This is a genomic window from Phycisphaeraceae bacterium, assembly GCA_019636655.1.
Taxonomy (GTDB): Bacteria; Planctomycetota; Phycisphaerae; order Phycisphaerales; family UBA1924; genus JAHBXB01.
The window spans coordinates 348,336-373,586 of record JAHBXB010000001.1 but is presented as its reverse complement, the minus strand read 5'-3'; the positions used below and the strand labels follow the sequence as shown (position 1 = coordinate 373,586).

The following is a 25,251-nucleotide window of genomic DNA, read 5'->3' as shown; positions in this document are numbered from 1 at the left end:
GACTCCGGTATGCTCGATCCAGGATGTACCGTGAGCGACGAGGCCGGGTGATGATGAACTCTAGAGCCGACGGCCGGGGGAGCGCCGGGGCGGGGTTCACGCTTCTTGAGGTGCTGGTGGTTGTCGCGGTGATCGCGGTGCTCGTGGGCGTGTTGCTCCCCGCGCTGGGGCAGGCGCGGGAGGCGGGGCGCGCAGTCGTGTGCCTGTCGAACTTGAGGCAGATCGGGATCATCTGCCAGGGGTACGCCGATGAGAACCGCGGGACCGGGCCGGCCATCGGACAGCCGTACGCTCAGCCGCCGAACTGGGCGCTGGTGGTGCAGCAGTCGGCGGGGATGGGCGGGAGCACACCGACGGAGTTGTACTCAGCCCGCGGCGTGCTGGTGTGCCCGACGAACGATGCGGAGCATGGAGAGACCCTGACGAGGACCTATGCCATGAACGCGACCGGCCACGCCGGGCAGCCCGGCGATCCGGACAACTATGACACTGCGCCGCCGGCGCGGATGGCGTGCATCCGATTCGACGCGGTGCAGGACCCGGGTGTGGCCCCGCTTGTCGTAGACTCGTCCCAACCCCCGCCGGGCGACGATGGCCGTCCGCAGGAACGATGCTGGAGCATGCTTGACTTCCGGCAGCCGCTCCACGCGGCGGACCGGCTGGCGCGGCTTCACGGGCGGGCGAATGGGTTCAACGCGGTGATGCTTGACGGGTCGGCGCGGGAGCACCGATCGATTCCAGAGACGTGGTGTGCGCCGCTTCCGTAGTCGGAGGGCGGTTGAGCCACAGGACTGTGGGTCGCCCCGTGGCGACCACCAGGGCTGCGGCGTTTGGTGGCGACAGGAACGGTGGCGGATCGAAGAGTCTTGCATGGGCAACGATGGCGGCGACGGCCTTGGTCCCGGCTTGGAAGCGCATGCCCCGATAGGCGGGTGCCTGCATGGGGGGACGGCGGTGATCGTGCTTGCGGGGTTCCTGGGGGCGGGCATCAACGCGGCCGCGCTGGGGGCGGCGCAGCCGACGGCGGATGGGACTGCGATAAAGGAGGCAGCCCCGGCGATCGAGCAGCGTGATTGGTTCGGCGAGGGGGGGCGACCATGGTGGGCGTGGCAGCAGGCCACGGGGGATTGGGGCGGGGCGCGAACGTGGCTCGAGGATGCCGGCGTCACTGTCGAGGGGTCGTACACGCTCGACTGGTTTAGCATCTGGAAAGGGGGCCTGGACAAGACAGCCGGGTCGTACGGGCTGCTGCAGGTGGACGCGACGCTCGACTTCGAGAAGCTGCTGGGAATCAGCGGCGGTTCATTCTTTGTCGATGTGCAGTCCAACGATGTGCCCGAGACACCAGACCCGAGCGGCGCGTTCCAGACCATCTCCTGGCTGGCGGCGCCCGAGCACGTGACCGAAGTCGACGAGGCGTGGTACGAGCAGAGGCTGTTCGAAGATGGGCTGCGGCTCAAGATCGGCAAGATCGATGCGAACACCGAGTTCGATCTGATGCCGGCCACGGCCAACTTCCTCAACCTGAGCTCGTCGATCAGCCCGACCGCCTTCGGCATGCCCACGTACCCCAATCCGGCGATGGGATTCGTTTTCTTCGTGCACCCGAGCGAGCACTCGTACATCAGCGGCGGGATCTTCGATGGGTCCGGGGCGGAGGGCGTCGAGACCGGGGCAATCGGATTCTCGTCGCTGTTCCGCGCGGACGAGTTCTACGCGGTCGGGCAGGGAGGGCTCTCATGGGAGCGGGTTGGCGAGCTGGGCGCGGGCCACATGTCGCTCGGCGGGTGGTACCAATCGGGCGACTTCGTCGAGACGGATGGATCGGATGTCAACGGGGTGGCCGGAATGTACTTCCTGGGTCAGCAGCAGGTGCTGCGACGACCGGGGGCCGCCGAAACCGACGACCAGGGGTTGTACGTGTTCGCGCAGGCCGGATGGGCGAGCGCCGCAGTGACCAATACCAACTGGCAAGCGGGCGGTGGGCTGCTGCTCAACGGCACGTTCCCGGGCCGGGATGATGACTCGGCGGGGCTGTACTTTTCCTGGACGCAGCTCGATGGGGGCGCACCGGACGGCGGGAATGCGGACGAGACCGTCATGGAGTTGTACTACCGGATCTCGATCACACCGTGGCTGACAGTGCAGCCGGACTTGCAGGTGATCTGGTCGCCGATCAACGCGCCGGATGTGGACTCGACGGTCGCCGGGCTGCTGCGGATCGAGGTGGTGTTCTAGGCCGGGGAACATGGAACAATGGGGCCATGGGCGCACCGCTGAGGGTTCTGGTAACGGGCAGCACGGGGTTTGTGGGGAGCCACATCGCATCGTGGCTGGAGCGGCGCGGGCACTTTGTGGTGCGGGGCGTTCGAGCGGCCGCGGGAGCAAGCGGGAACGGCGTCGTGGCGTACGACCTCGCGGACGCGGGGTCACTCCGCCGAGCCGTGGCCTCCTCGCGGCTGGATGCCGTGGTGCACTGCGCCGCGATGCCCGATATCCGCGCGTGCGAGCGGGATCCGGTGCTGGCACGCCTGGTGAACACGGAGGCGACTCGGAGCATCGCGGAGGCGTGCGCGGCGACCGGTGCGCGGATGATCTTCTTTTCGACGGACCAGGTGTTCGACGGGCGGTCCGCGCCGTACACCGAGACCGACCAGCCGCGGCCGCTGCACGTCTACGGCCAGACCAAGCTCGAGGGCGAAGCAGCGGTGCTGGGATCGGGCGCCAACGCTGTCGTCCTTCGATTGGCGCTCTGCCTGGGCCGGAGCCCCTCCGGACGCAAGTCGGCATCGGACCAGGTCGTGGGGAACCTGGCGGGCGGGCAGAGGATGGAGTTGTTCACGGACGAGGTGCGGTCGCCGATCCACGTGAGCGATGTTGCCGGCGCAGTGGCGGAGTTGCTTACGATCGAGAACCCGCCGCGTCTGCTGCACCTTGGGGGGCCGGTGGCGGCGTCGAGGTACGAGATCGGATTGGGCATTGCCCGGGCGCACGGTCTTGATGCATCGCCGATCGTCCCGATGCGACAGAGCGATGTGTCTCTTGCCCCCCCACGGCCGCGAGACTTGACGTTTGACATCCAACTGGCGTTGCGGACACTGCGGACGGCACCGGCGCCGTGGACGGACCGGTTAGCGGAAACCTGACGGCCGGCACGCCCCGGGGACGAACGATCCTGGGGTATACTGCCGATGAACAGTCAGCCGGTTTTCGTGCACCGCGGATCGAGGTTCTTCCGCCATCGGCGGATCGTGGTGGACGCGGGGGTCCGATAAGCCCCGGTGCCGGTGTGGAGGGCGCTCGATGAAAGGCATCATCCTCGCTGGTGGACTGGGGTCGCGGCTCAGGCCGCTGACGCTGGTGACCAACAAGCACCTGCTGCCGGTGTACGACCGGCCGATGATCTATTACCCGATCGAGTGCCTGCTCAACGCGGGGATCCGCGACATCCTGATCGTGACCGGCGGCGAGCACGCGGGCGACTTCCTCAAGCTGCTGAAGAACGGGAAGCACCTTGGCGTGAGCCACCTGGAGTACGCGTACCAGGAGGGCGAAGGAGGGATCGCCGATGCCCTCAAACTCGCCGAGGAGTTTGCCGATGGCGACAAGATCTGCGTGGTGCTCGGCGACAACGTCATCGAGAAGAACATCCGCAAGGCGGCGGGGGACTTCTTTACCCAACGGACGGGCGCCAAGATCCTGCTGAAGGAAGTGCCGGATCCTGAGCGGTTTGGCGTGGTGAAGTTCGAGAATGACGACCCGGGCAGCCGGATCGTGGAGGTCATCGAGAAGCCGCAGAGCCCGCCGAGCCGGTACGCGGTGACCGGGATCTACTTCTACGATGCGGATGTGTTCAAGGTATGCGGGGGGCTCAAGCCGAGCGGCCGGGGCGAGCTGGAGATCACCGACGTCAACAACTACTACCTGGAACGCGGCGATCTGACGCACGAGATTTTGGAGGGGTGGTGGACGGATGCCGGGACGTTCGAGAGCCTGCACCGGGCGAGCACGCTCATCGCGCAGAGCGGCGCGAACCATGTTGATGGGATCGGCGCGGCCCGTGATGGCGGCGCCGCGGCGGGCAAAGGGGCGGCGGGCACGCCAGCCCGGAAAAAGGTTGCCGGGCGTGCGTAGCCGCGGATTTGCGGCGAGAGGACCAGCGTGCTAACCCCGAAGTTTCCACGGATCGTGAACGGCGGTGTGACCGCGGCGTTCGAGGCGGCGAGGGAAGGGCGCGAACCGGTGTTCGTGCCGCAGCCGCTGTTTGCGGACGACCGGGGCTGGTCGATGATGAACCAGTTGCAGGGGGTGATGACTCCGCAGGGGCAGGTGAACTACTCGGTGCAGTACCCCGGCGTGGTGAAGGCGTGGCACCGGCACTCGCTTCAGACGGACTTCTGGATCTGCCTTCAGGGCCACATCAAGGTCGGGGTGTACCGGGAGGAGGACCGCACGGCCTGGCTGGGGGTGATCGGCGAGAAGCGGCCCGGGGTGATGATCATCCCGCCGCCGCTGTGGCACGGGGCGGCAACAGTGGGCGATACACCGGCGGGGTTGCTGTACTACGTGACGCACGCGTACAACGCGGCGAGCCCTGATGAGGATCGGCGGGCGCACGACAGTATCGAGGGGTTTCCGTGGGGGGTTCGCCACGGATGATTCCGCGTCTGGTCAACAACGGGCCACGGGCGCGACAGCCAGTGGTCCTCATTGGGTTCACCGGCATGTTGGGTTGGTCGTGGCACGGCCTGCTTGAGCAGGCCGATCTGTTGCACGGTGTTCGAGTCGATGTACCAGACCGGAGTTCCGTCGACCTGGCGAACCCCGAGAGCATCCGACGCCTCGCGGTCGGCGGATACCGCACCTATATCAACTGTGCTGCCTGGACCGATGTGGACGGCGCGGAGGCGAATGAAGCCGCGGCACGCCGCGTCAACGGCGAGGGCGTCGGAGCTCTCGCGAAGGTTTGTCGCGACGAGGGAGCACTGCTCGTCCACTTCAGCACGGACTACGTCTTCGATGGCGACTCCGACACACCCTATCCCGTTGACCACCCTCGCTCACCCATCAACGCCTATGGCCGGACCAAGGTGGTTGGAGAGGAACTGATCGAGGCCTCGGGCTGCGAGTACCTGCTCATCCGTACAAGCTGGCTGTATGCGACGTCGGGCAAGAACTTCGTTCGGACGATCGTGGATCTGGCGAAGAACAAGCCTTGCCTTCGCGTCGTGAACGACCAGCGAGGCCGGCCTACATCGTGCGACCACCTCGCGAGTACCGCGCTCAGTCTCATCGCTCGAGAGGCTCGCGGCACATTCCACGTCACGGATGGGGGTGAGTGCACCTGGTTCGAGTTTGCGACCGAGATCGTGCGTCTCGCCGGCTTGGCTCACCGCTGCGAAGTCGCTCCGTGTACATCGGCGGAGTATCCTCGTCCCGCGCGACGGCCCGCGTACAGCGTGCTCGACCTTTCACGCGCAGAGCGTCTGGTGGGTCGCATGCCGGACTGGAAGGACAATCTGGCCGACGTGATGGGTCGGCTCGCGTAGCCCAAGGAAAGCGCCATGCCCCCCACTCCCACTCACATCCTTCTCACCGGCGGCGCGGGGTTCATCGGCTCCAACTTCGTGAAGTTCCTGCTGCGGCACCGGCCGGGCGTGCGGGTGACCAACCTCGACGTGCTGACGTACTCGGGCAACCTCGAGAACCTTGCCGATGTGGAGAAGGACCCGAACTACCGCTTTGTGCACGCCGACATCCGCGACACGGCGGCGGTTGCTCCGCTGATGGAGGAGTGCGACGCGGTGGTGCACATGGCCGCGGAGAGCCACGTGGACCGGTCGATCCTCGACTCGGGTCCCTTCATCGCGAGCAACGTGGGCGGGACGCAGGTGTTGCTGGACGCAGCGAGGAAGGCCAAAGGCGGCAAGGGCGTCGGGCGGTTCGTGTACGTGAGCACCGATGAGGTGTACGGGTCGCTTCCGCTGGGGAACCCGGAGCTGAAGTTCACCGAGGAGACGCCGCTGCAGCCCAACAGCCCGTACGCGGCGAGCAAGGCGGCCGGGGACTGCCTGGTCCGGGCGTACTTCCACACGTTCCACATGCCGCTGATGATCACCCGGTGCTCGAACAACTTCGGACCGTACCAGTTCCCCGAAAAGGTGATCCCGCTGTTCGTGACCAATCTGCTGGAAGGCAAGCAGGTGCCCCTGTACGGCGACGGCCGGAACGTGCGCGACTGGCTGCACGTGGACGACCACTGCGAGGCGGTACTGGCAGTGCTGGAGCGAGGAATCCCGGGCGAGGTGTACAACGTCGGCGGGAACAACGAACGGAGCAACCTGGAACTGACGCACGCGATCCTCGACGCGATGGGCAAGGGGAAGGAGATGATCAAGCCTGTGGCGGACCGGCCCGGGCATGACCTTCGCTACGCGATCGATGCGTCCAAAATCGCGGCGAAACTGGGCTGGAAGCCGAGCCGGTCGGCGTGGCCGGAGGCGCTGGAGAGCACCGTGCGGTGGTATGTCGACAACCCCGAATGGTGGCATCGGGTGAAGAGCGGCGCGTATCGAGACTACTACGACCGTCAATACGGTCGGGGCAGCGCGTAATCGCTGCGAACCAAATTCCCTTCTCAGACCGTGCGGTGGTGCGTTCGGCGACGGCGCCAGGCAGTGACGGCCATGGCTCCGCCGAGCGTCGCGGCGCCCGCGTAAACGGTCGGGGGGAGCGGCACGACCACAACCGGATCGGCCACGTGAACTCCGGGGATCATCGAAGCGGAGGGGTGGACCGAGGTCGCATCAGCAGCCACGAGGCTGGTCATCAGGTCGACATAGGCCTCCTCGCCAGCGAGGCCGGAGGCGCTGCGAGAGACCCGTGTGACGCCGAATGCATCGGCCCACTGGGTCGGACCGACCAGCGGGGCGGCGGCAACCAATGGCGCAGGTTCGCCCGGACGGTTGGCAGTATCAGTTTGAGTCGACCCACCGCCCCTTGGTGCACCCCCAGGTACACCCCCAACGTCGCGCAGCGATACAGGTTCGGCTATCGCGGACGAAACCAGCACCCCGGAGGCGACAATCGACGGTACAAGACCGTACGACATGGCATTCCTCCCTTCGTTCCCCGCCACCCGCACGAGTTGTGCGATGCTCCCCTCGAAAGTGTCCGGACCCCGCACGGCGCGCCCGAACCCGAGCCGCGAGTACCTCTCTCGCGGATGGAGCAAAACAACGGGTGCCATACCCGGCCGGCGAGTCCTGCCGCGGCCCGCAGGCCACCGCACTCAGCCAAGGCCCACAATACCCGCCGGCACAAGCAGATTCAAGACATTCCGGCAGGGATTGATCGGTTCCCAACACGGGGTTTCGGCCGATGGACTCGGAATGAGAAGCGCGATCAGAGCACGACGTGTCACTGCGAGTCACCCTAGGAATCGCATGTAGCTCTGGCATGATCTGAGACGAGCCACCTCTGGTTCGGCAAGCTCTTGTCGTCTCAATACTTGCGATATGTCAATGGTTATCAGACCTCAGCCGTGCTCGCACGAGTTCGAGCTGCTCGGCGAGATCGGCGGGCGTGGGAGTCTGCCACTGCCAAGGCGAGTCCTGGGGCAGTCGCGCGAGCAGGTCCGTGGCTTCTCGCCGCTCCTCGCGCGATCCTGTGCTCAGGAGATCGGCAAGGCCAATCAGCGACGACGGAAAGGCCGGGGATGCCGACAGCGCAGCGCGGTAGGCGTCGATCGCGGCATTGCGACGGCCTGCCATGGCTTCGGCGCGGGCGAGGGTATCGAGCGCCCATGGGGAGCGGGTCTGCAAAGCCGCCCGCGATGCGAGCGACCGAGCGCGATCAATCTGCTGAGAGCTGCCCGCGGCGAGGAGGGCAAACGCGAGGTTGTTCTCGATGATCGGTAGGAACGCGACCGGTACAGCGGGATCCGCGAGGAGCCCCTCGTAGAGGGCGATCGCGGCGTTCCTGTCGCCCTGCCGTTCACGGACAGCGGCCAGGAGCAATCGCGGTCGAGTGGCATCCGACGAGAGGCTGATGTGGGCTTCGTAGAGGTCGGCGGCGCGGGCAAGGCTGCGGGCCGAGGCGTCGGCACGGCCGCGGCGCCGCTGGCAATCGGCCCACAGTTCGTGGGCGTACGCCGCGGAAAGGCCGTCGTCTTTCAGAGCCGGTTCGATGATCGCTTCGGCGCGGTTGATGCACTCAATCGCGATATCCTGTGACCTGGAGGCGAGCGCCAGCCATGCCGCGGCGACGTCAAGTCGCTCGTCGGTCAGATCGGCGGGGACCGAGGACTCAAGTCGGCTGAGCCATGCGGCGGCGCGGGACGGTGGGCGGACCTCTCGGGACGCAAGTTGCGGCCAGGTCGCCTCTCGGATCGGACCGGGTGCGTTGAGGAGTGGCGCCAGCAGGGCAAAGGCGCGTGCCTCATCACCAACTCGGACCATCGCCCTGGCCGCAAGCGATAGGAGTTCGAGCCCGGCGGACATCGATGCGAGGCGGGGTGACTGATCAAGACGAGACTGAAGAAGGCTCAGCGCGTCCGATGGTCGACCGAGTTGCAAGAGCGCCTGGGCGGCCGCGGCATCGGCCTCGACGGAGCGTCCTAGAGCCCGATGGCGCCACTGCTGGGCGACCGTATACATCAGGTTCCACTCGGCCGCGAGCCTTGCAGCTGTCACCGTGAGCCTCGCGACTTCGGCGTCTTGCGGGAATGCCGCCATCGCCGTCCGACCAAGACGGAGGGCGGCTTCGGCATCGGCCGGGCGAGAGATGAGCCGTTCCAGCACCGTGATCTGGGCGAACAGCGAAGCCGGGTTGTCCCGAGCCACCTGCAGCAGCGCCTCGGTCTCCATCGACCGGCCGTTGACACGGAGCAACTCCAGGGCCCGCGCCGCGGCGACATCCGCTGCGTGGGCGGGGGAGGCGGCCATGGCGTCGGCGAGTAGCGCCAGTGTGGCCTGATCGCCGCCCAATGTGAGTCGTACCTGCTCGCGGAAGACGGAGAGGGATGCGTCCGGGTGGCCCGCGGAGATTGCGCGGTCGGCGGCGAGCAACGAGGCTTGGCGGTCGCCCATCGCGGCATGTGACCGGGCGATAAGGTGCTCGGCATCAGCCAAGCCCGGCTCAAGCGCCAGCGCTGCTTCCGCGGCGGCAACGGCCTCTATTGGCTCTTCAACGGCGGCGTGGAACTCGCCCACAGCGAGTCGCTGCCGCGCGAGGGAGATCCCATCGAGGGAAGAAAGGCACGACAGCAGACGCGCGGCGAGGTCGGTGTCGCCACGATCGTACAAGGCGGCCGCCAGGGACACGATCTGCGTCGGGCTGCGTGGCGGGCTGGCCGCGGCGCGCCGGTATGCTGCTCTCGCATCGTGTTCGCGACCGATGGCGGCGTAGGCATTGGCGAGCATCAGCTGCAGTTCACCCGGCGCCTCCCCGTCCGGCCCAACCATGGATTCCATCGCGGGGAGGGCTGTCAGCCAATCGCCTTGCTGCACCAGCAGCTCGACGGCGTGCCGCCGCGAGCCGGGATCGAGAGCGGGCAGGGACAGGATGGCGACGAGCTCTTGGCGCGCGGCCTCGAAATCCCGTTCGCGTTGGAGCAGCACCGCCGCACGGAGGAGGTAGGGCGCTGGGGCGGGGGCCACCGCGGCGGCGGCGCGGAGCTGCTCGACGGCGTCGAGAGTGTGCGGGACAACGCCGTTTGCCGAATCGCTCAGCAAAAGGACCGAGATGAGCCGCTCGCGCGGCTCCATATCCCTTGGAGATTCCGTGACCAGACCCTGAAGGATGGAGACCGCCCTGTCTCGCGATGACGGCGTGACGGCGCCCTGCAGCACCTGATCGGCCTCAACCAGGCGGAGAATCTCGCTTGGGCTGTCGGCTGACGGCCCCCGCATCGACCCAAGCCGCTGCGCAACACGGGACAGGGCGGAAGGCCGGGCAACCACGGCCGCAGAGCGAGACGCGAGGACCTGAACGAGAACGTCCTCGTTGTGAGCATCCGCCACGGCAAGCCAGCGCTGCGCTGCCTGTTCAGGATCGATCGTTTCCAAGTACTTGGCCGCGGCCATATCCCATTCGACACGGTCGGCAGGATTGGCCGCGGAAGCACCTGCCGCCAGAACGGTCAGACCGCGTTCCGGATTACCAGCGTTCCGGTACGCGGCGGCTCGAAGAGCGGAACTGTGAGCAGTCGGGCCACCCATCGATTCGGCGGCGTCGAGGCACTCAATCTCAACGCCGAAACCTGCGCGAAGGCTCGCCTCGGCGAGTCCCTCCAGGATGTGGCGGCTGGACTGGTAGGACACCATCGCATCGGTAACAGCGCGGATTGCCTCGTCCCGACGCCCGATCGCGGCGAGCAGGACCGATCTCATGGGAAGAAGGTCGGCGAGGAGTGGATCCCTCTGGGATCTGTCGCCGGCGCTGGCCTGACGGACGGCCGATTCGATCCTCGTTAGAACGGTGTCGGCATCGGGCGCTCCTGGGTGCCCGGCCATGACCTGGGCAGCCTGGGCGCGGACCCAGGCGGAAAGTGCCGGCAGACTGCCGGGCGAGGCCGCGAGCGCCGACACCGCCGCATCGAGCGCTTCATCGGGTCGGCCGTCGGCGAGAAGGCTCTCGCTGATCCGGATCCACGGACGGGACCAACCGGGTGCACGCGGGGAAATCGCGGCCGAGCGCCATTGGACTCTGGCCTGTTCGGATAGACCGTTCTCGGCCAGCATCTCGCCGTACAGGAACGCGACCTCGGGTGACCCGGGGAGATCCCGGCGTGCAAGACGCATGGATTCAAGCGGGAGTGATCGGCGCTGCGGCGTCGCCATCCACGACTCGATCGCTCTTGCCCACGCGCTCGAGGCCATGTCGGCCTTCGCGCGGAGCGCCGAAGCGATCGCCGATGCAGCGCCGGGGTCGTCCAGCGTCAGCAGGCACAGCCCTCTGATCCCAAGCCACTCGGCGGAGGCATCGGGGTCGGGCTCACCCATGGCCGCGAGACGGTCGTTGACCTCGGTGGGCTGGCCGGACTGCCACGCTCGTCGCAACGAGGCTAACCGGATTTGCGGATCATCGATCCGGGTCGCAGCGTCGGCCAGGACGGCTGCGGCATGGTCGTGCCGGCCGAGCGTGTCAAAGAGTTCGACGAGTCGCTCGACGTAGAACTCGTCGGGGTAGTTCGCCTCGCCGGTACGCGCGGCAGAGCGAGGGTCGAGCCCGGCGAGAGCACAGAGTTCATCCACCAGCGGGCGGTCGTGCGAGCCGGGCGACAGGAGCGAGAGAAGGCGGAATCGGACGTCACCGGGGTGCTCTTCCAGCAGTCGGTCGGCGCGGGCCTTGGCCTGCGCCGGTTGGCCCGACGCCACGAGGTAGGCGGAGTACATCAGGTGGGCCTTGAGTGACTCCGGCTCCAACTCGATCCAGCGGTCGACGACCCGGGCGAATCCGGTGTCGAAGCGCCGGAGTGTGAGGAGCGCAGCCGCCTCGCGCCTGAGCACCGGGAGATCCTCGGGCGTGGCCGCGGCGAGGTCCCCTGGCCGGAGGGTTGCCGCGTACTCGGCGGCGTCGTTGAACTGCCCTGTGCTCATGAGGAGCGACAGCAGATGAAGGGAGGCAGAGCGGTCGGCCGGGTGGCCCCGCAGGTAGGTCTCGTAGACCGTCACGGCTTCCAGCAAGTGGGCGTCCCGCGGGAGAGGGACCATCTCGCGGCAACGGGCGTAGGCCAGGAGGGACTCTCCGTCGCCGGCGTAGGACGTGAGCCCGCGGAGGTAGGGCCCGAGGGTGTTCATCGCATCTGTGTAGCGGTGCTCCGCGTACGCCGTCAGACCCTGAGCACGGAGGCGGTCGCCCTGACGGCGGTGCTGCCACTTGCGGACGACGACGAGGCACACGGTTGAGGAGATGACGACGGCGATCACACCGGCACCGAGCAGCAGCCGGCGGACCGTCTTGGGTTTGAGCCTCATTGCCTCGCCACCCCGCGGAACACGAGGACGATCGTCCGCCAGATGATCCACAGGTCCAGGGCGAGCGACTGCTTCTCGACGTACTCGATGTCGTACTTGATCCACTCCTGGAAATCGGACCCGGCGGCGCGGGTACGGCGGATCTGCCAGAGGCCGGTAACGCCAGGGCGCACGCTCAGCCTGGCTTCGCGCCACGCGGGACAGAACTGGTTCTCGTCGAACGGGCTCGGCCGCGGCCCGACGATGGCCATGTCACCCTTGAGCACGTTAATAAACTGCGGGATCTCGTCGAGCTGCGTCTTACGGAGGAAGCGTCCGACCCTTGTAAGACGCGGATCGTTCTCCATGTAGAACTGAGGCCCGTCGGCCTGGTTCTTCTCCTTGAGCATGGCCTTGATGTGCTCCGCATCGCGCCGCATCGATCGGAACTTCAGGCACTTGAACTCGCGGCCGCCCACGGACTCTCGCAGGTGGCCGAAGAAAATCGGACGCCCGTCTTCCAGGTAGATCGCCAGCGCAATGAGCGGGTAGAGCGGGAGGGAGGCGAGCAGCGCCAGCGACGCGAACGCAAGATCGAACACCCGCTTGACGGCCCGCGCCGGGCGGCCTTTGTACTTCGGCCGGGGCTGGTCCGGCGGGTTGAGGGCCTCGAGTTCGAGCCACTTGATCTCATCGATCGGCGGCCGGGCTTCGGGCCGATCCCACATCACCGCCGGGCCGACGGCGGAAGCGCCGGGTTCGAGCGTGCGGCCGGCGCCGATCCACAATGGCCCGCTCATGCTGACGCCGGAGGGGACGCTGACGCCCTCGTCGGCCCACACACCGCTGGCGATCCGCCGCACCCTGGGGATCGTCGCATCGGGGCGTCGCCAGACCTGCACCAGGTCGCGGATGTACCGCGCGACATCCTCGGGCTCGCGCGAGTCGTAGACACGTGCATCAACACTGGTCGCAGCGCGGTTGCCGCGCCGCACCATCCGGCGGAGGAGCTTCCATCCGGACAGCGGATCCGGCGAGCCTTGCCAGAGTTGAGCCAGGCGGGCGTCAGTTGTCACGGCGACCCTGGCAACCTCGCGCGGCCCGCCGCGATACACGCGACGGAACCCCGCGAATCGACCGTCTTTCCCAGTGGCGAGGACCTCGCGGTAGCCCTGGTCGCTGGTGTCGTGGAGGCGGAGGAATGTGAGGTCGGGCTCGGTCCAAGAGAGCCACTCGAGGAGCGCGGGAAGGTCAAAGAACGCAAGCGTGGATTGGCTCGTCAGGAGGAAGAGCTCGGCGTGATCGACGATCTGCGACGGTTCCCCGAGGCGGACCACCTGCACGCCGCGCGACGCCCAGAAGCGGGCCTGGAGCGCGACCGCGTCGAGACCCCAGACCGTGTGCTCCCTGCCTGTTCCGGCGAGTCCGACCATGGTTCAACTCTACCGATCGCGTGAGCCTCCGCCCGCGCTGCCGGCCGGGGCGGGGGGGGCTGGGGGCGGAGGGGCGGAGGGGCCGTTTCCCGAGGCCCCGTTCGGCGCTCCGTTGGCATGCGGCGTCCCGTTGGGGTCGTCGGGCACGGTCTGCACATCGATGACGACCGTCTGGGCGACAGGGCTGAGACGGCGGAGCTCCTTGTCACGCTTCGCGGCGGGGTGGTCGGGGCCCGCGGGGACGTGGTGCTCGCCGACCGACCGCATCGAGCCGCTCGTCACGGACTTGCGGAAGTCGAAGGACGAGGCGCGGTTGAACACCAGGCCCATGAGGTTGGCCCCCACGGAGTTGAGCTGGGCCAGCGCCCGCTCGACGTGAGAGCGGTGGCGGCCGCGTCCGACGACAAGGATCACACCGTCGACGACGGCGCTGACGAACGCCGCCTCCAGGCTGCCGAGGATCGGGCCGGTATCAATGATGACGACGTCGTAGGCGTCACGAACAGAATCGATCGTGCGCCGAACGAGGGCCGCAGAGAGGCGGCTGGCGTGCCGGTCGTCGCCTCTCGCGCAGGGAAGGAGCCAGAGGTTCTCGGTGCGGGTTTGGACGATACGAGCGGCGGCGTCCGGCGCTGCGCCGCTGATCACGTCACCGATGCCGTGGTCGGTTTTGGCCGAAAGGCTAGAGGTAAGCCCGGCCCCGATGAGATCGAAATCGATCAGCAACGTGCGAGAACCGGCCGCGGCATACGAGAGGCCCAGCGAAAGCGCGAGGCTGGTCTTACCGTCGCCCGCGACCGAGCTGGTCACGGCGAACGTCTTTCTCGCCGGGCCGGCGAGTTGCAGCAGGGAGCGGATGCGGTGGACGCAGTGAGCGGCCGCGGCGGCGTCCTCCGGGCTGCCCAGGTGCCTGGGAAGGTGAGGGAGGATGCCGAGCAACGGGACGCTGGCGTTAGCCTCGCTGGCCTCATCGGAATAGCGGTAGCGGCGATCGAGGAGCCCGATGAGCAGGATGACGGCGATGGGAAACCCCCCACCGGCCACGAGGCCGACCGCGGCCCACTTCTTGCGGCTGTCCTTGGGCTGGTCCGGGAGCGAGCCGTAGCTCTCAATCTGGATTTTGCCGGTGAGGTTGTTCAGGCTGCGCGACTCGATCGTGAGCTGGTCGATGCGCTGGTTGATTTCCTTGTACTGGCCCCGCTCGTAGGCGAGCTGGTCTCGCAGCGGATCGACTCGGAGCTTGGCGTTGCCCACACGCTGGTCTTCGGCGCGATAGGCCTCGAGCAGCTTCGCGTTCGACGCTCGCTTCGCCTGGAGCTGGCTGGTGCTCTCCAGAAGCGGGACGACCGCGCCGGCCGGGTTGGCCGGCGCGGCGACCCCGGCACGGGCCCGGTCGTTCCAGATCTTGGCGTAGTTCTTGATGTTGTCTTCGATGAGCTCAAGCCGGTCCCGCCGGGAGCGGAGATCCGGGTGATTCTCGCCGAGCCTGAGCCGGAGGCTGTCGATCTCTCCGGCGAGGGTGATGCGATCCTGGAGGTACTGCCGCATCTGGTTGTCGACCGCGGCGATCTCGCTCGGCGAGCGGTCGTTGGCGTTCTCGCTGTCGCCGGGGTTTCGCTCGGCGGCGGCGGCACGATTGGCGAGCTCGCGGTCGATCCGGTCGAGCTCCTCCTCGGTGTCCCGGACCCGCTTCTGGGTGATCTCCTTGCGGGCCGTCAGGTCATCGGTTCCGAACTCCATCGCCTCGGCGAGCATGTGGCTGTTGAGGTCCTCGATCTTCTGCGACTTCTCCTCGCGGAGGGCCTTGAGCTCCTCGATCTTCTTGGCGTCATCGATCCGTTGCTTGTCGGAATACTGAGATTCGTACGCCCGGATGACCTGCTCAACCACAAGCTGCGCGGCCCGCGGGTTGGGGTCCATGAAGACCACGTTGATGAGTTCAGGCACTCGGATATCCGAGTTCACAAACAGCATCCGCTTGATCCACCGCTGCCCCTCGGGCCCACCCGGGCGGTTGAGCGACTTCCAACCATCGCCATCGACGACCTCTTCGATGACCGCCGGGGACTTGAGCCGCTTGATCTGGATCTCCACGAAGCTGCGTGGATTGCTGGATCGGTTCTCCGGAATCTGGGAGAGCAGCGGCGTCAGCTCCGTCTGGACGTAGATCTGCCCCTCACTCGTGTAGAGCTCGCTCCCCCGCATCCAACCGGCCGAGGCGCCGGCGACAGCGCCGGCCATCGCGAGCAGGAGCGCGGCGAGGTAGCGGCCCCGCAGCAGCCGATGGATCATCGCCAGGCCGTTGGCGCCGCCGCCGGCTGGCGCGGCGGGCGGCATGAAGCCGCCGGCCGGGGCCAGTTCGCCATCGCGGCGGCGATCAACAACCTCGATGCTCGTGCTCAACGCGTCGACTCCACCTCGCCCGATCGGATCAGGTCGATGACGGGAACCACAGGGGCCAGCAGCTCCCTGACCATCGCGGCCTCCTCGGCCCGTGACAGCCCGTCGCCGAGGATGACCTGCACCTGGGCAGCGCCAAGTCCCCGCGTTCGGTAATCAGAGGCTGCCCTTCTCACACCGTCCATCTCCCGTGCCAATCCCGTACGCGGGATGACAAAGAACCCATAGATCACCTTTGTTTTTCGGCGGTTGAACCCTCCCTGCACATACGAATAGCGAGTCATCGGGATCGTCTGACCAGCCACCTGAACGTCGACCGGAATCTCGGGCTCACCCTCCTCCCACCCATGGGCCGGATAACACACGGGCGGGTAGTGGCCCATCATGCCTCGGCCATCCCGGCACTGGACAAGAACTAGGGTGGCAGTCTGGCCCGTGACCGGGTCGGAATACGCGCGAGAGAAGATGGCGTTGGGGCGAAGCAGGGCCCTCGCGGCGGGTGGAACCGGCTCGTCGACGCCGCTCCAGACGCCGATACGTGTGGGAATGCGGGCGACCGCGGCCCTGACTTGGGTGTGGTAGGGGTCGGCATCCACCGCCGGCGGACGACCGCTGACGTCGATCATGACGCCGAGGAGGAGAACAGCGGTCAGGATCTTCGCCAGATTGCCCGCCACACGGTCCCCCTTTCTGGCGGCTCTAGGCCGTCGTCGGCTGGTAAGCCAGGGTGTACCTGGACACCGGTATTAGTGCCCAGCGCAGCAGGCTGATCAGCCCGAGAAGCAGCCCGAAGGCGACCGGCAACATCAGCCAGCCGCTGACCGCGTGGAAGCGGTCCGCATACTGCGGGGCATACGCGTACAGCAGAACGGTAGGCACGAGGCGCAGGACGTTGCACCCTGTCGCCGCAATCGGGCTGAATGCAATGACCAGAACTCGGGCGTAAGCGCGAAGCGGCAGGGCGAAGGCGAACGCGTACCCGACCAGAAACAACGCGAACACCATCCTCAAGCCGTTGCACGCCTCGGCGACTGCAACCTCGCGGCCATTCACGATCATCAGGTTGGCCGAGCGTTCAACCGCCACGCCGAAGACCTCCAGCACCATCTGGGTGGTCGCCGCGGTCGCCGTCTGCAGGGGAAGGGCGATCGTCTCTCGGACCTGGCCGGGAACCGGGACCAGAAACACGAGCACCGCGAATGCCGGAAAGAGTCGGAACAGCACCCCGGTCCCGAGAACCGTCAGGGCGCAGCCAGCGACGAGCACGACAGCCCCCGCTTGCCACAGGGACTGGTAAGCGTTATTGAAACCGAAGGCCCCCAGGATCCATCCGGCAGCGACGAGCACTGGACCAATCATCGTGCCGGTTGGACGAACATTGCGCAATCGTGCACGCCGAACCCAAGCGAGCCAGAGGGCAACAAGTGGAACGAGCAGGATGTGGCTCGATTCCTCGTCCTCAACCGCAACCTCAAACAGGTCGCGCCATGCCGGCCAGGTGAGCGCGATACCGGCGGAGCAGTACACCAGCAGCAGGGCGAGATGCCACGATCTCCAGCCATTCCTTGCCGCCGCTCTGAGCTTCATGCTGTGCTGCTAGCGACCTACCAGCCGCCGGAGCTTTGTACCCGCCCCTACCACTTGGTCCGTAACGACTTCACCGGGACGGACGACACCGCCGCGGCAGACCACGGAGCGGACCAGCACGGCGCCCGCGCCAACCCGAGCGCCATCCAGAACGACGGAGTCGTGGATGCGAGCCGTCGGATCGACCGAGGCGCCGGGCTCGATGATGCCGAAAGTATCGAACCAATCCTCAAGGAACGGATCCGGCTCGTCCGGAAGCCCCTCGTCGCTGCGGTGCAGGTGCCAGAGCGCGGTGAGGTACCCGCTGGCATTGCGGATCGGCTTGGCCGCGGCGAAGGAGACGGTGACAACCCGGACGTCGAACGACTTGGCAAGTTCGGGCAGCGCCTGCTCCTTGAAGTCGACGAAGCCACGGTCCTTGATCGCCCTGAGCGCCCTGCACGACACGAGCATCAGCCCCACGGGCGAGCCGTCGTCATGGGCCAGGAGGTTGATGTCCCCAAGGGCCTGCGCCAGCAACTCAATGAGATCGGGGAGCGGCCGCAGCAATACCTGTGCACCATTGGCCACCACGATGTAGTCATCGGGCTCGTACCCGGCTGTAAGGTCACGGAGCAGGCCGCCCGTGCCGCGGAACTCGGCAACATCGTTCTCGATCACGACGCCCAAGGGGCCGCCCTCATCGCGAACCGCCGGGCGCGTCGAAGCACGATCCACGACCACCCGCAAGGGAGTATTCTGAAGGCCGTACCGCTCGCCGAATCGGCTGACCTGGTCACGCCAGAAGGTCAGCACGGTCTCGCCGGAACGGACTGGTAGGTCAACCAGCGAGCGGCTGATCGCCCGGCCCAAATCCGTATGGCGCACCGTCCCGGCCAAAAGAACGACACTCTGTACGCGTCGAATCCGACCGCCGGCCTCCGTTGCGGAGGAATCCCCCACAAGACTCGCAGCACCGATACGCACAGCCATCCTGCCTTTCCCATCGCCTGACAACGAATGTCGGCCTGGTTCCGGTAACTCACCACATCACCGGTCCCGCTCCCTGGCCTCGCCGGCAGACGATCACTGATAGGGGCAACTATACAACGCGCAGGCCGAAGTGGAAGCGCCACCTAGTCAGGTGAGCAAAGACTGGCGCACCCTGAACGAATAACCGGTCCAGTCCCACCCCCAAAGCAGGCATTCCACCTTCTCAGGAGAATACAACTAGGGGCTTTCACAGGGAAACTAGGGTGCCTTGGCGTCGCTCTTTGAGCGACCGCCAGAATAGCCGAACGGCAAACGGGACACCCTCCACCAGGTACCGCCTGGCCAACCGCCCGGGCTCCTGTGAGAGTCTGTAGACCCACTCCAGACCGGTCCGGCGCATCCACATCGGTGCCCGCCTCACGTCCCCGCTCACGTAGCTGAAACTGATGCCGATGCCAAGAAACCAGGCCGACGGCATCGCCGGCCAGAGCACCTGAATCAGGCGTTCCTGCTTTGGCGACCCGAGGGCGACGTAGACGATGTCGGGCCGCGCCCCGAGGAGCCGGGCCTGAAGGGCGGCCATGGCGTCGGGATCTCTCTCGAATCCAAGTGCCGGGCACTCGGTGCCGGCGATCTTCAGTCCCGGGTACCGCTCCGCGAGGATCCTCGCCGCGTCATCGGCCGCGCCGGGGTTACCCCCGAGCAGAAAAACCGATCGCCCCTCCCCCGCCGCGCGCTGGCTCAGCGACCAGATCATGTCTGATCCCGCGACCCGCTCGGGGAGTGGGGTCCCCTTCAGACGACTGGCCCAGACCAGGGGCATGCCATCGGCAAGACGGAGCGTGGTGCCGCTCACGAGCGCCGCAAACGACGGATCGGTCACGATCCGCCGGATGATGTCGAGGTTGGGTGTGAGCACCCATCCGCCCCGACCGCGATCAATGGCCTTCGCGATGTGGTCGACCGCTGCGGCGAGGCTGACCCGGTGCAGCGTGAAGCCCATCAACTCGATGAACGAGAGCTCAGAGAGTGGATCCGGCGCGATCATTGGGGCGACGTCCCCGCGTGCATGCCGCGCCGCTTGTGCCAGAGATCCCCCTGCCGTCGATTGAGATCCCGCGTCGCGGCGGCCTTGCCGCGGAGCAGGCATCGCCACTGGTAGGAGTTGAGAAAGCGGCGGAACGGGGCGTCGCCGAATCGCGGCTTCCCCGCGAGCATGCTGGACACATAGCCCCACCACATCGCGGCCCCGCCGACAACCAGCGGCGGGCGGGTCATTCGGAACAGGGCGCTGGCCGTCATGTAGGGCAGGGACGTGCCCATGAAATACTGGCCAAACCCGTGCCGCGCCCGGCCCGTCCAGATGCCCTTGTGGCTCGAACCCATGGCTCGCAAGTGCTTGAACCGCAGGTCCGGGTCGTCCCAGGAAGCGGCGATCCAGCCGAGCATGCGGCAGCGGTGGCAGTCGATGCCGTCCCACATGACCTCGCGGACAAACCCCCCGATCTCGCGGAAGCACTCGACACGGTAGAACTTGGTCATCCCGACGGACATCTCGTCGCCGCACTTCTCGCTGATCAGCCGGCCCGTCGCCGGGTCCGGGTAGTAGGGCTTTCCGCTGCAGGTGCCCAGGCGGGGCTCCGCCTCCATGCGCTTCATCAGGATCTCGAAGTATCCCGGTGGCATCTCCAGGTCGAGATCAAACTTACACACATAGTCGAACTGGTCGAGCGCCACCGTGTCGAGGCCGGCGTAGAACGCTTCGATCACGCCGGGCCCGACGCTGCGGACCCCGCGGTCCGGGCGCTTGACGACGCGGATAAAGGGGTGCCTCGAGGCGTACTCATCCAGAATCGCCGCCGTCTCGTCCGTCGAACCGTCGTCCACAATCACCCACAGCGCGGGCGGCACGGTCTGCGCGATCGTGCTGTCGAGCGTCCGTCGCATGTACTGCGCTTCGTTGCGGCAGGGCGAGATGAGAGCGTAACGGCGGGGCATCGTCGTGGCCATCAGTTGAGCGTTACCCCGTGGCGGCGGCACCACCACAGCAGAACAAAGAGGCTCCACACACGCGACCAGTACAGACCCGGAGCGCCGGATTGATAGGCGTGCCACAGCCGCTGCACCGCGTCGGCGGAAATGCCGACGGACTCGCACAGGGACCGATTGGCCAGCAGATCGCTGATGGGACCGCGGAGCTCTTCCTTGCACCAGAGGTCCAGCGGCAGCTCAAATCCCCGCTTCGGCCGGTCGAAGACCTCAGGCGGGATGTCGCCGAGCGCGATCTCCGAGAGGAGTGCCTTTGAGCGGACAGGTTCGAACCTCCGAACCTGATCCAGGTGGAACATCGCTTCGACAAACTCGTGGTCGACGAGCGGGACGCGGACCTCAAGGGAGACCTCCATGCTCGCCGCATCGGTATCCCGCAGCAGGCGTTCGCCGAGGAACATCTCCAGTTCGAGGGCCGAGATGGCCTCCAGCTGGCCCCGCCCACAGGCGATCGATCGCAGTTCTTCGAGCCGGCCCGGCGGCAGACCGAACGGCGCCAGGGTCGTCGCCTCCGGATCAAGCTGCCGCAGGAACCGCCGCGTGAAGAGCCCGTACGCAACCTGGTATAACTCCACGGTCCGCCCGCGGGTGCCGATCGCATCGGCGAAGCGCCCCCACCGCGTCTGCGGCGGGAAGGGCCCGAACGACATCGCCTTGACCCGGGCGACCGCCTCAGCCGCTGGCATCATCGCAACGGCCGGAACGGCGCTGAGCCGCCGGGCCCACGCGGCGGCCCGCGGGATGTCGCGGAAGGAGCGGTAGCCCCCGAAGAGTTCGTCGCCGCCGGTTCCCGCAACCGCGACCGTCAACCCGGCCTGCCGGACCGCGCGGCTGACAAAGTAGGAGTTGATGGCGTCGAACGTCGGCTGGTCGATCCCGTCGAGCGCACCCTCCAGCCCATCCCGGAAGACCCGGCCGGTGAGCGGGACCTCGTGGTGCTCGGTGCCCAGAGCCTCGGCAACACGGCGCGCGTAGGTGGATTCGTCGTACTGCTCCTCCTCGAACGTGATCGTGAAGGTCCGGACGGGCGCGGTCGATCCGCGAACGGCGAGCGCGGCCACCGCGCTTGAGTCCTTACCGCCGGAGAGGAAGATCCCCAGCGGAACATCGCTGACCAGGTGCTGCGAGACGGCCTCCTGAAGCGAACTGGCGGCGGCCGTGGCATCAGAGGTACGGCGGACGGCCGCGGGAATCGACCAGTAGCGGCGAGGTTCGATCCTCGGGTCCGTGATATCGACCGTTGCGGTCGTCCCCGCGGGCAGCAGGCTGACACCCTCGACGATGGTGCCCGGGCCGACGACGAATCCGTTCCAGAGGTAGGTCGCCAGGCCCGTCCGGTCCAGCCGCGGCGAGACGAGCCCGGTGGCTAGGAGGCCCCGGAGCGTGGACGCGATGAGCACCGCGTGCCCATTGCGGGTGGCGACCCGCGACCAGTACACCGGCTTGATGCCGAGGCGATCTCTCGCCACCAGCACACTCCGGCGGGTGGGATCCCAGATCGCGAGGCCGAACATCCCCCGCAGCCGGGCGATGCACTCCTCCCCCCACTGGGCGTACGCCTTGAGGATGACCTCGCTATCGCCCTGGGAGGCGAACCGGTGCCCGAGCCCCTCCAGCTCGCTGCGCAGCACGCGGAAGTTGTAGATCTCGCCGTTGAAGATCAGCACGTTGCCGCTGGCATGGTCCACCATCGGCTGGTTACCGGCCGGGGAGAGATCGATGATCTTGAGGCGGCGGAACGCGAAATCAACGCCACCTCGCCCGACCTGATCGGCGTCGCCGCTCCGCCAGCGGCCCTGCGCATCGGGTCCGCGACGGACCTGCGCGTCGTTCGCGCGGCCCACGCCGGCGATCGTGGCGTCATCGAGGCGTCCGATGGCTGCAGCGATTCCGCACATCGTAGAGCCGCGCAGCGCGAGTCGACTCGGCAGCGCGGCCTGTCTCCTTAGTCAGACCCCGGCACGTACCTCAGGAACAGGCTCTCCAACTGCCTGGACTCGATGCGCGGGTCATGCCGCTCGACGACCAGGGCCCGCCCGCGCGTCCCCATCTCCCGGAGGCGGGCGACCGGGGTGCGGAACATCTCGACAATGGCCTGCGCGGAACCCTCGATATCCCCGGCCGGAACCAGCCAGCCGTTCTCGCCCGACCTGACGAGCTCGGGCACGCCGGCGATAAAGGTCGCCAGCACCGGACGGGCGAGGGCGAGCGCCTCCATGAGAACGACGGGCAGGCCCTCGTTGAAACTCAGCAAGGCGAGGCCGCGTGAGGCGAGCAGACGCCGCCGAACCTCATCCTCGGGCTGGTTGCCGAGGAGTTCGACCCGGGACTGAAGCCCGAATCGCGCGATGCGCTCCTCGACGTTGTGCCGGGTTGGCCCGTCACCAATGAAGATCAATCGGGCGCGGCTGGTCGCCTCGCCCCCAAGCTCGAGCGCGCGTGCAAAGGCCTCCACCAGCAGCGGCTGCCCCTTCTCTTCGCTGAGACGGCCGACGCACACGATCGACGACGCATCGTCGGCCATCGGCGCCGGTTCCTCGAAGAACGATTCGGACACGGAGCAGCGCACCATGTGGATGCGATCCCAGTGCTTCCGCGGCGTCCACCGCATCATCTGCGACACGGTGTACCGACTCACGCCGACGCTGAACACGCACTCCGAGCACTTGCCTCCGACATCAAGCTGCTTGGGCTCGTCCCACTCGGTCGAGCCGTGGCAGACCATGCTGAAGCCCGGTCCGCCAAGGTGCCGAACCAGGCGTGCCACCGTTGCGGCATTCGTGCCGAAATGGACGTGCACATGCTGGATTCGCTCACGGCGAAGCGTCCGCAACAGGTAGCACGCTTCGACGAGGTACGCGACCCGCTTGAGCACACCCCGCCCGCTGCCCCATCCCTCCCGGAAACTCGTCCCGATCGCCCGAACGAACGCCCGTGGTCTCGTCGTCGCGACGATCACCGCCGACCCAATGAGCCGCCAGGCCGGCTGCGACAGGCAGGTGATCGTCCGCTCTTGCTCCGCGTGGTCCTGCGGGTCCACGATCTTGGACATCGGACGGCGGATCGAGAGCCGAAGGACGGAGTGACCGAGTCGCTCGATCTCCAGCAGTTCGCGCCGGATGAATGTGTGACTGACCGCCGGATACTGGTTCGTCAGATAGGCCAGGCGCAGCCGCCTCGCGGTCCCGGCTCCCTCGGAACGAACAGGCTCGGCCGCGGTGTGCGCCCGCATCTGTGCCGGATTGTCCTGCGCTGTTGCTGGCATGTTCTGAGAGTACGACTTACCGGACGCTTCACCCGCGGACACCAAACGCCTTCCTGGCCAGCGTTGCGAGCTGCCGAGCACACAGCATCGGCACAAACACGCGCCGCTTTCCATCGATCACGGTCTGGCTGTCGACTCCCGACAGCGTGTGCAGCCCGCAAGGGTACGGCCCGCGAGGGTCCGGACGCACCACCCGGACCACCCGCTCGCGGAACGCAGCCGGAGTCAGGGACTCCACCTCACAGATGGCGACGGCCCCTCCATACTCCCGCGAGCCGTCCTGGGCGGGCCGGTAGAGCCTTCCGGCGTGCATGAAGGGAGTCCCGGCGGGCCGAGAACTGCGGATGTCGGACTTGAGCGGGTTAAGCCCGTGCGGCTTCCACGGGCCTTCCAGGTGTTCGGCGTGCCACGCGTGGAGGGCCATGACCCGCTCTCGTTCCTCGATGGAGCCGAAGAGCCACCAGGTCCCCTCGTGCCGGACAACAGTCGGGTCGAGGAGCGCCGGCCCTTCGACAAGGGTGCAGACCTTCACCCAGCGATCCGGAAACGGATCGGCGCGGTACAGCGCCGCCTCTCTCGCCTCGCCGGTCTCCGGGATGCAGTAGATCTCATCTCCGTCGTCGACCAGGAACGGGTAGGAGAGATGAACCGGTTGCTCCATCACGCGGCGGGGTGGGGCTGGGAGGCCCCCGTCGCGCCACTGGACGATCGAGAGCACGCCCCGGGCCTCGCGCGCCTCGTATTCCTCCACGAGAATCCACAGCGTGTCCCCGCGGCGTCGGGCGAAGGGGTCCGCGATGAAGTGCGACCGCCGCGAGCGCGGGAGCCAGCGGATCGGCGGTAGCTCCCCATCGCCAAGGAAGTCCGAGATCGGCCGATCCGCGACGCCGACCCCCCACTGCTCGTGCCTGAAAAGCCACTTCGCCGCATCGCGGATCCGAGCCGCCCGAGTCATGCGGCGAAGCTGGGGAAGAGCCGCATCGGGATCGCCCTTGGCCTCCTGGACTGCCGGCCGGTCGACACGCGGGCACTGTCCAGTCACCATCGCTTCACGCAGCGCCCGCGCTGCGAACCCCGCGCTGCCAAGAAGCGCCGCATCGAGCGTGCGCGGGTACGACTTGGCGATAACGCCGCTCGCCCCGGTGTGAACCGTCGACCCGTTATCGATCCGCACAAGCGAGATCTGCACAACATGCTCACCCCGGAGCATCGGGCCCAGCCCGACCGGGAACGAGTCGGGTCGATCGTGAGAGAATGCCCAGACTCCCAGCCTCGGCGGCGATGGAAGGTGCCGGTCGTCAATCGAACCCAGGACCACGAGCAGGTCCGCCCCCGCCACCCCGGCATCATCGAGTACATCAAGAGCCTTGGTTGGCGACCCTTGTGCGGGCGCCATCGCGCTGCCCGGAACACTCGCAATCCGCCGCTCGAACCGGCTCCATGCCCCATCCGGGCGGGCCCGTGACCCGCGCGCCAGCACGCCGATGCACGTTGGCCCGGCCACCGCCAGCAACTCCTCGATGCAGCGCGCATGCCATTGCCTAAGACACTTTGGATCGCAGACGATGGCGTAGCGGATCGTCAAGCC

The 25,251-nt window shown here is 67.2% G+C and carries 19 protein-coding genes; 7 read left to right on the top strand and 12 right to left on the bottom strand.

Features of this window, described 5'->3' with window-relative positions; genetic code table 11:
• The first annotated feature begins 50 nt into the window (after window positions 1–50).
• The 7 genes from KF745_01615 (at window position 51) to rfbB (ending at window position 6,614) form a co-directional block, all read left to right on the top strand.
• Complete coding sequence (locus KF745_01615) at window positions 51–767, top strand: prepilin-type N-terminal cleavage/methylation domain-containing protein (GenBank protein ID MBX3357103.1); 717 nt, start codon at window positions 51–53, stop codon at window positions 765–767.
• 103 nt (window positions 768–870) lie between these two features.
• On the top strand, window positions 871–2,238 hold the full coding sequence (locus tag KF745_01610; GenBank protein MBX3357102.1) for a carbohydrate porin: 1,368 nt from the start codon (window positions 871–873) through the stop codon (window positions 2,236–2,238).
• 26 nt (window positions 2,239–2,264) lie between these two features.
• Window positions 2,265–3,146, top strand: coding sequence for an SDR family oxidoreductase (locus KF745_01605; GenBank protein MBX3357101.1), 882 nt, complete (start codon window positions 2,265–2,267; stop codon window positions 3,144–3,146).
• A 157-nt stretch (window positions 3,147–3,303) separates the two neighbouring features.
• Window positions 3,304–4,134: an NTP transferase domain-containing protein gene (locus KF745_01600; protein ID MBX3357100.1), complete on the top strand. Its 831-nt coding sequence runs from the start codon at window positions 3,304–3,306 to the stop codon at window positions 4,132–4,134.
• Window positions 4,135–4,161: 27 nt separating this feature from the next.
• Window positions 4,162–4,659, top strand: coding sequence for a dTDP-4-dehydrorhamnose 3,5-epimerase family protein (locus KF745_01595; GenBank protein ID MBX3357099.1), 498 nt, complete (start codon window positions 4,162–4,164; stop codon window positions 4,657–4,659).
• On the top strand, window positions 4,656–5,549 hold the full coding sequence (gene rfbD, locus KF745_01590; GenBank protein MBX3357098.1) for a dTDP-4-dehydrorhamnose reductase: 894 nt from the start codon (window positions 4,656–4,658) through the stop codon (window positions 5,547–5,549). The genes KF745_01595 and rfbD overlap by 4 nt, the downstream gene beginning before the upstream one ends.
• 15 nt (window positions 5,550–5,564) lie before the next feature.
• A complete protein-coding gene (gene rfbB, locus KF745_01585; protein ID MBX3357097.1) occupies window positions 5,565–6,614 on the top strand; it encodes a dTDP-glucose 4,6-dehydratase in 1,050 nt (349 codons plus the stop codon).
• Between the two features lie 23 nt (window positions 6,615–6,637).
• On the opposite strand, the gene KF745_01580 is transcribed toward rfbB, so the two are convergent.
• The 12 genes from KF745_01580 to KF745_01525 all read right to left on the bottom strand — a co-directional run bounded on the left by KF745_01580 (window position 6,638) and on the right by KF745_01525 (window position 25,248).
• Entirely contained in the window at window positions 6,638–6,943 is a 306-nt protein-coding gene (locus KF745_01580) for a hypothetical protein (protein MBX3357096.1), read from the bottom strand.
• Window positions 6,944–7,520: 577 nt separating this feature from the next.
• Window positions 7,521–11,978: a hypothetical protein gene (locus KF745_01575; GenBank protein ID MBX3357095.1), complete on the bottom strand. Its 4,458-nt coding sequence runs from the start codon at window positions 11,976–11,978 to the stop codon at window positions 7,521–7,523.
• Window positions 11,975–13,390: a sugar transferase gene (locus KF745_01570; protein ID MBX3357094.1), complete on the bottom strand. Its 1,416-nt coding sequence runs from the start codon at window positions 13,388–13,390 to the stop codon at window positions 11,975–11,977. The genes KF745_01575 and KF745_01570 overlap by 4 nt, the downstream gene beginning before the upstream one ends.
• A gap of 9 nt (window positions 13,391–13,399) precedes the next feature.
• Entirely contained in the window at window positions 13,400–15,793 is a 2,394-nt protein-coding gene (locus KF745_01565; GenBank protein MBX3357093.1) for an AAA family ATPase, read from the bottom strand.
• Window positions 15,790–16,467 (bottom strand): exosortase-associated EpsI family protein, encoded by a 678-nt coding sequence (locus tag KF745_01560; protein MBX3357092.1) that lies wholly within the window; start codon window positions 16,465–16,467, stop codon window positions 15,790–15,792. The genes KF745_01565 and KF745_01560 overlap by 4 nt, the downstream gene beginning before the upstream one ends.
• Before the next feature lie 22 nt (window positions 16,468–16,489).
• Entirely contained in the window at window positions 16,490–17,377 is an 888-nt protein-coding gene (locus KF745_01555) for an exosortase/archaeosortase family protein (GenBank protein MBX3357091.1), read from the bottom strand.
• A gap of 9 nt (window positions 17,378–17,386) precedes the next feature.
• Entirely contained in the window at window positions 17,387–18,172 is a 786-nt protein-coding gene (locus KF745_01550; GenBank protein MBX3357090.1) for a hypothetical protein, read from the bottom strand.
• Window positions 18,173–18,596: 424 nt separating this feature from the next.
• On the bottom strand, window positions 18,597–19,397 hold the full coding sequence (locus KF745_01545; GenBank protein MBX3357089.1) for a WecB/TagA/CpsF family glycosyltransferase: 801 nt from the start codon (window positions 19,395–19,397) through the stop codon (window positions 18,597–18,599).
• Entirely contained in the window at window positions 19,394–20,359 is a 966-nt protein-coding gene (locus tag KF745_01540) for a glycosyltransferase family 2 protein (GenBank protein ID MBX3357088.1), read from the bottom strand. Before KF745_01540 ends, KF745_01545 begins: the two co-directional genes overlap by 4 nt.
• Complete coding sequence (gene asnB / locus KF745_01535; GenBank protein MBX3357087.1) at window positions 20,359–22,296, bottom strand: asparagine synthase (glutamine-hydrolyzing); 1,938 nt, start codon at window positions 22,294–22,296, stop codon at window positions 20,359–20,361. The genes KF745_01540 and asnB overlap by 1 nt, the downstream gene beginning before the upstream one ends.
• A 47-nt stretch (window positions 22,297–22,343) precedes the next feature.
• Entirely contained in the window at window positions 22,344–23,663 is a 1,320-nt protein-coding gene (locus KF745_01530; GenBank protein MBX3357086.1) for a glycosyltransferase, read from the bottom strand.
• 28 nt (window positions 23,664–23,691) lie between these two features.
• Window positions 23,692–25,248, bottom strand: coding sequence for a hypothetical protein (locus KF745_01525; protein MBX3357085.1), 1,557 nt, complete (start codon window positions 25,246–25,248; stop codon window positions 23,692–23,694).
• Window positions 25,249–25,251 lie beyond the last annotated feature (3 nt).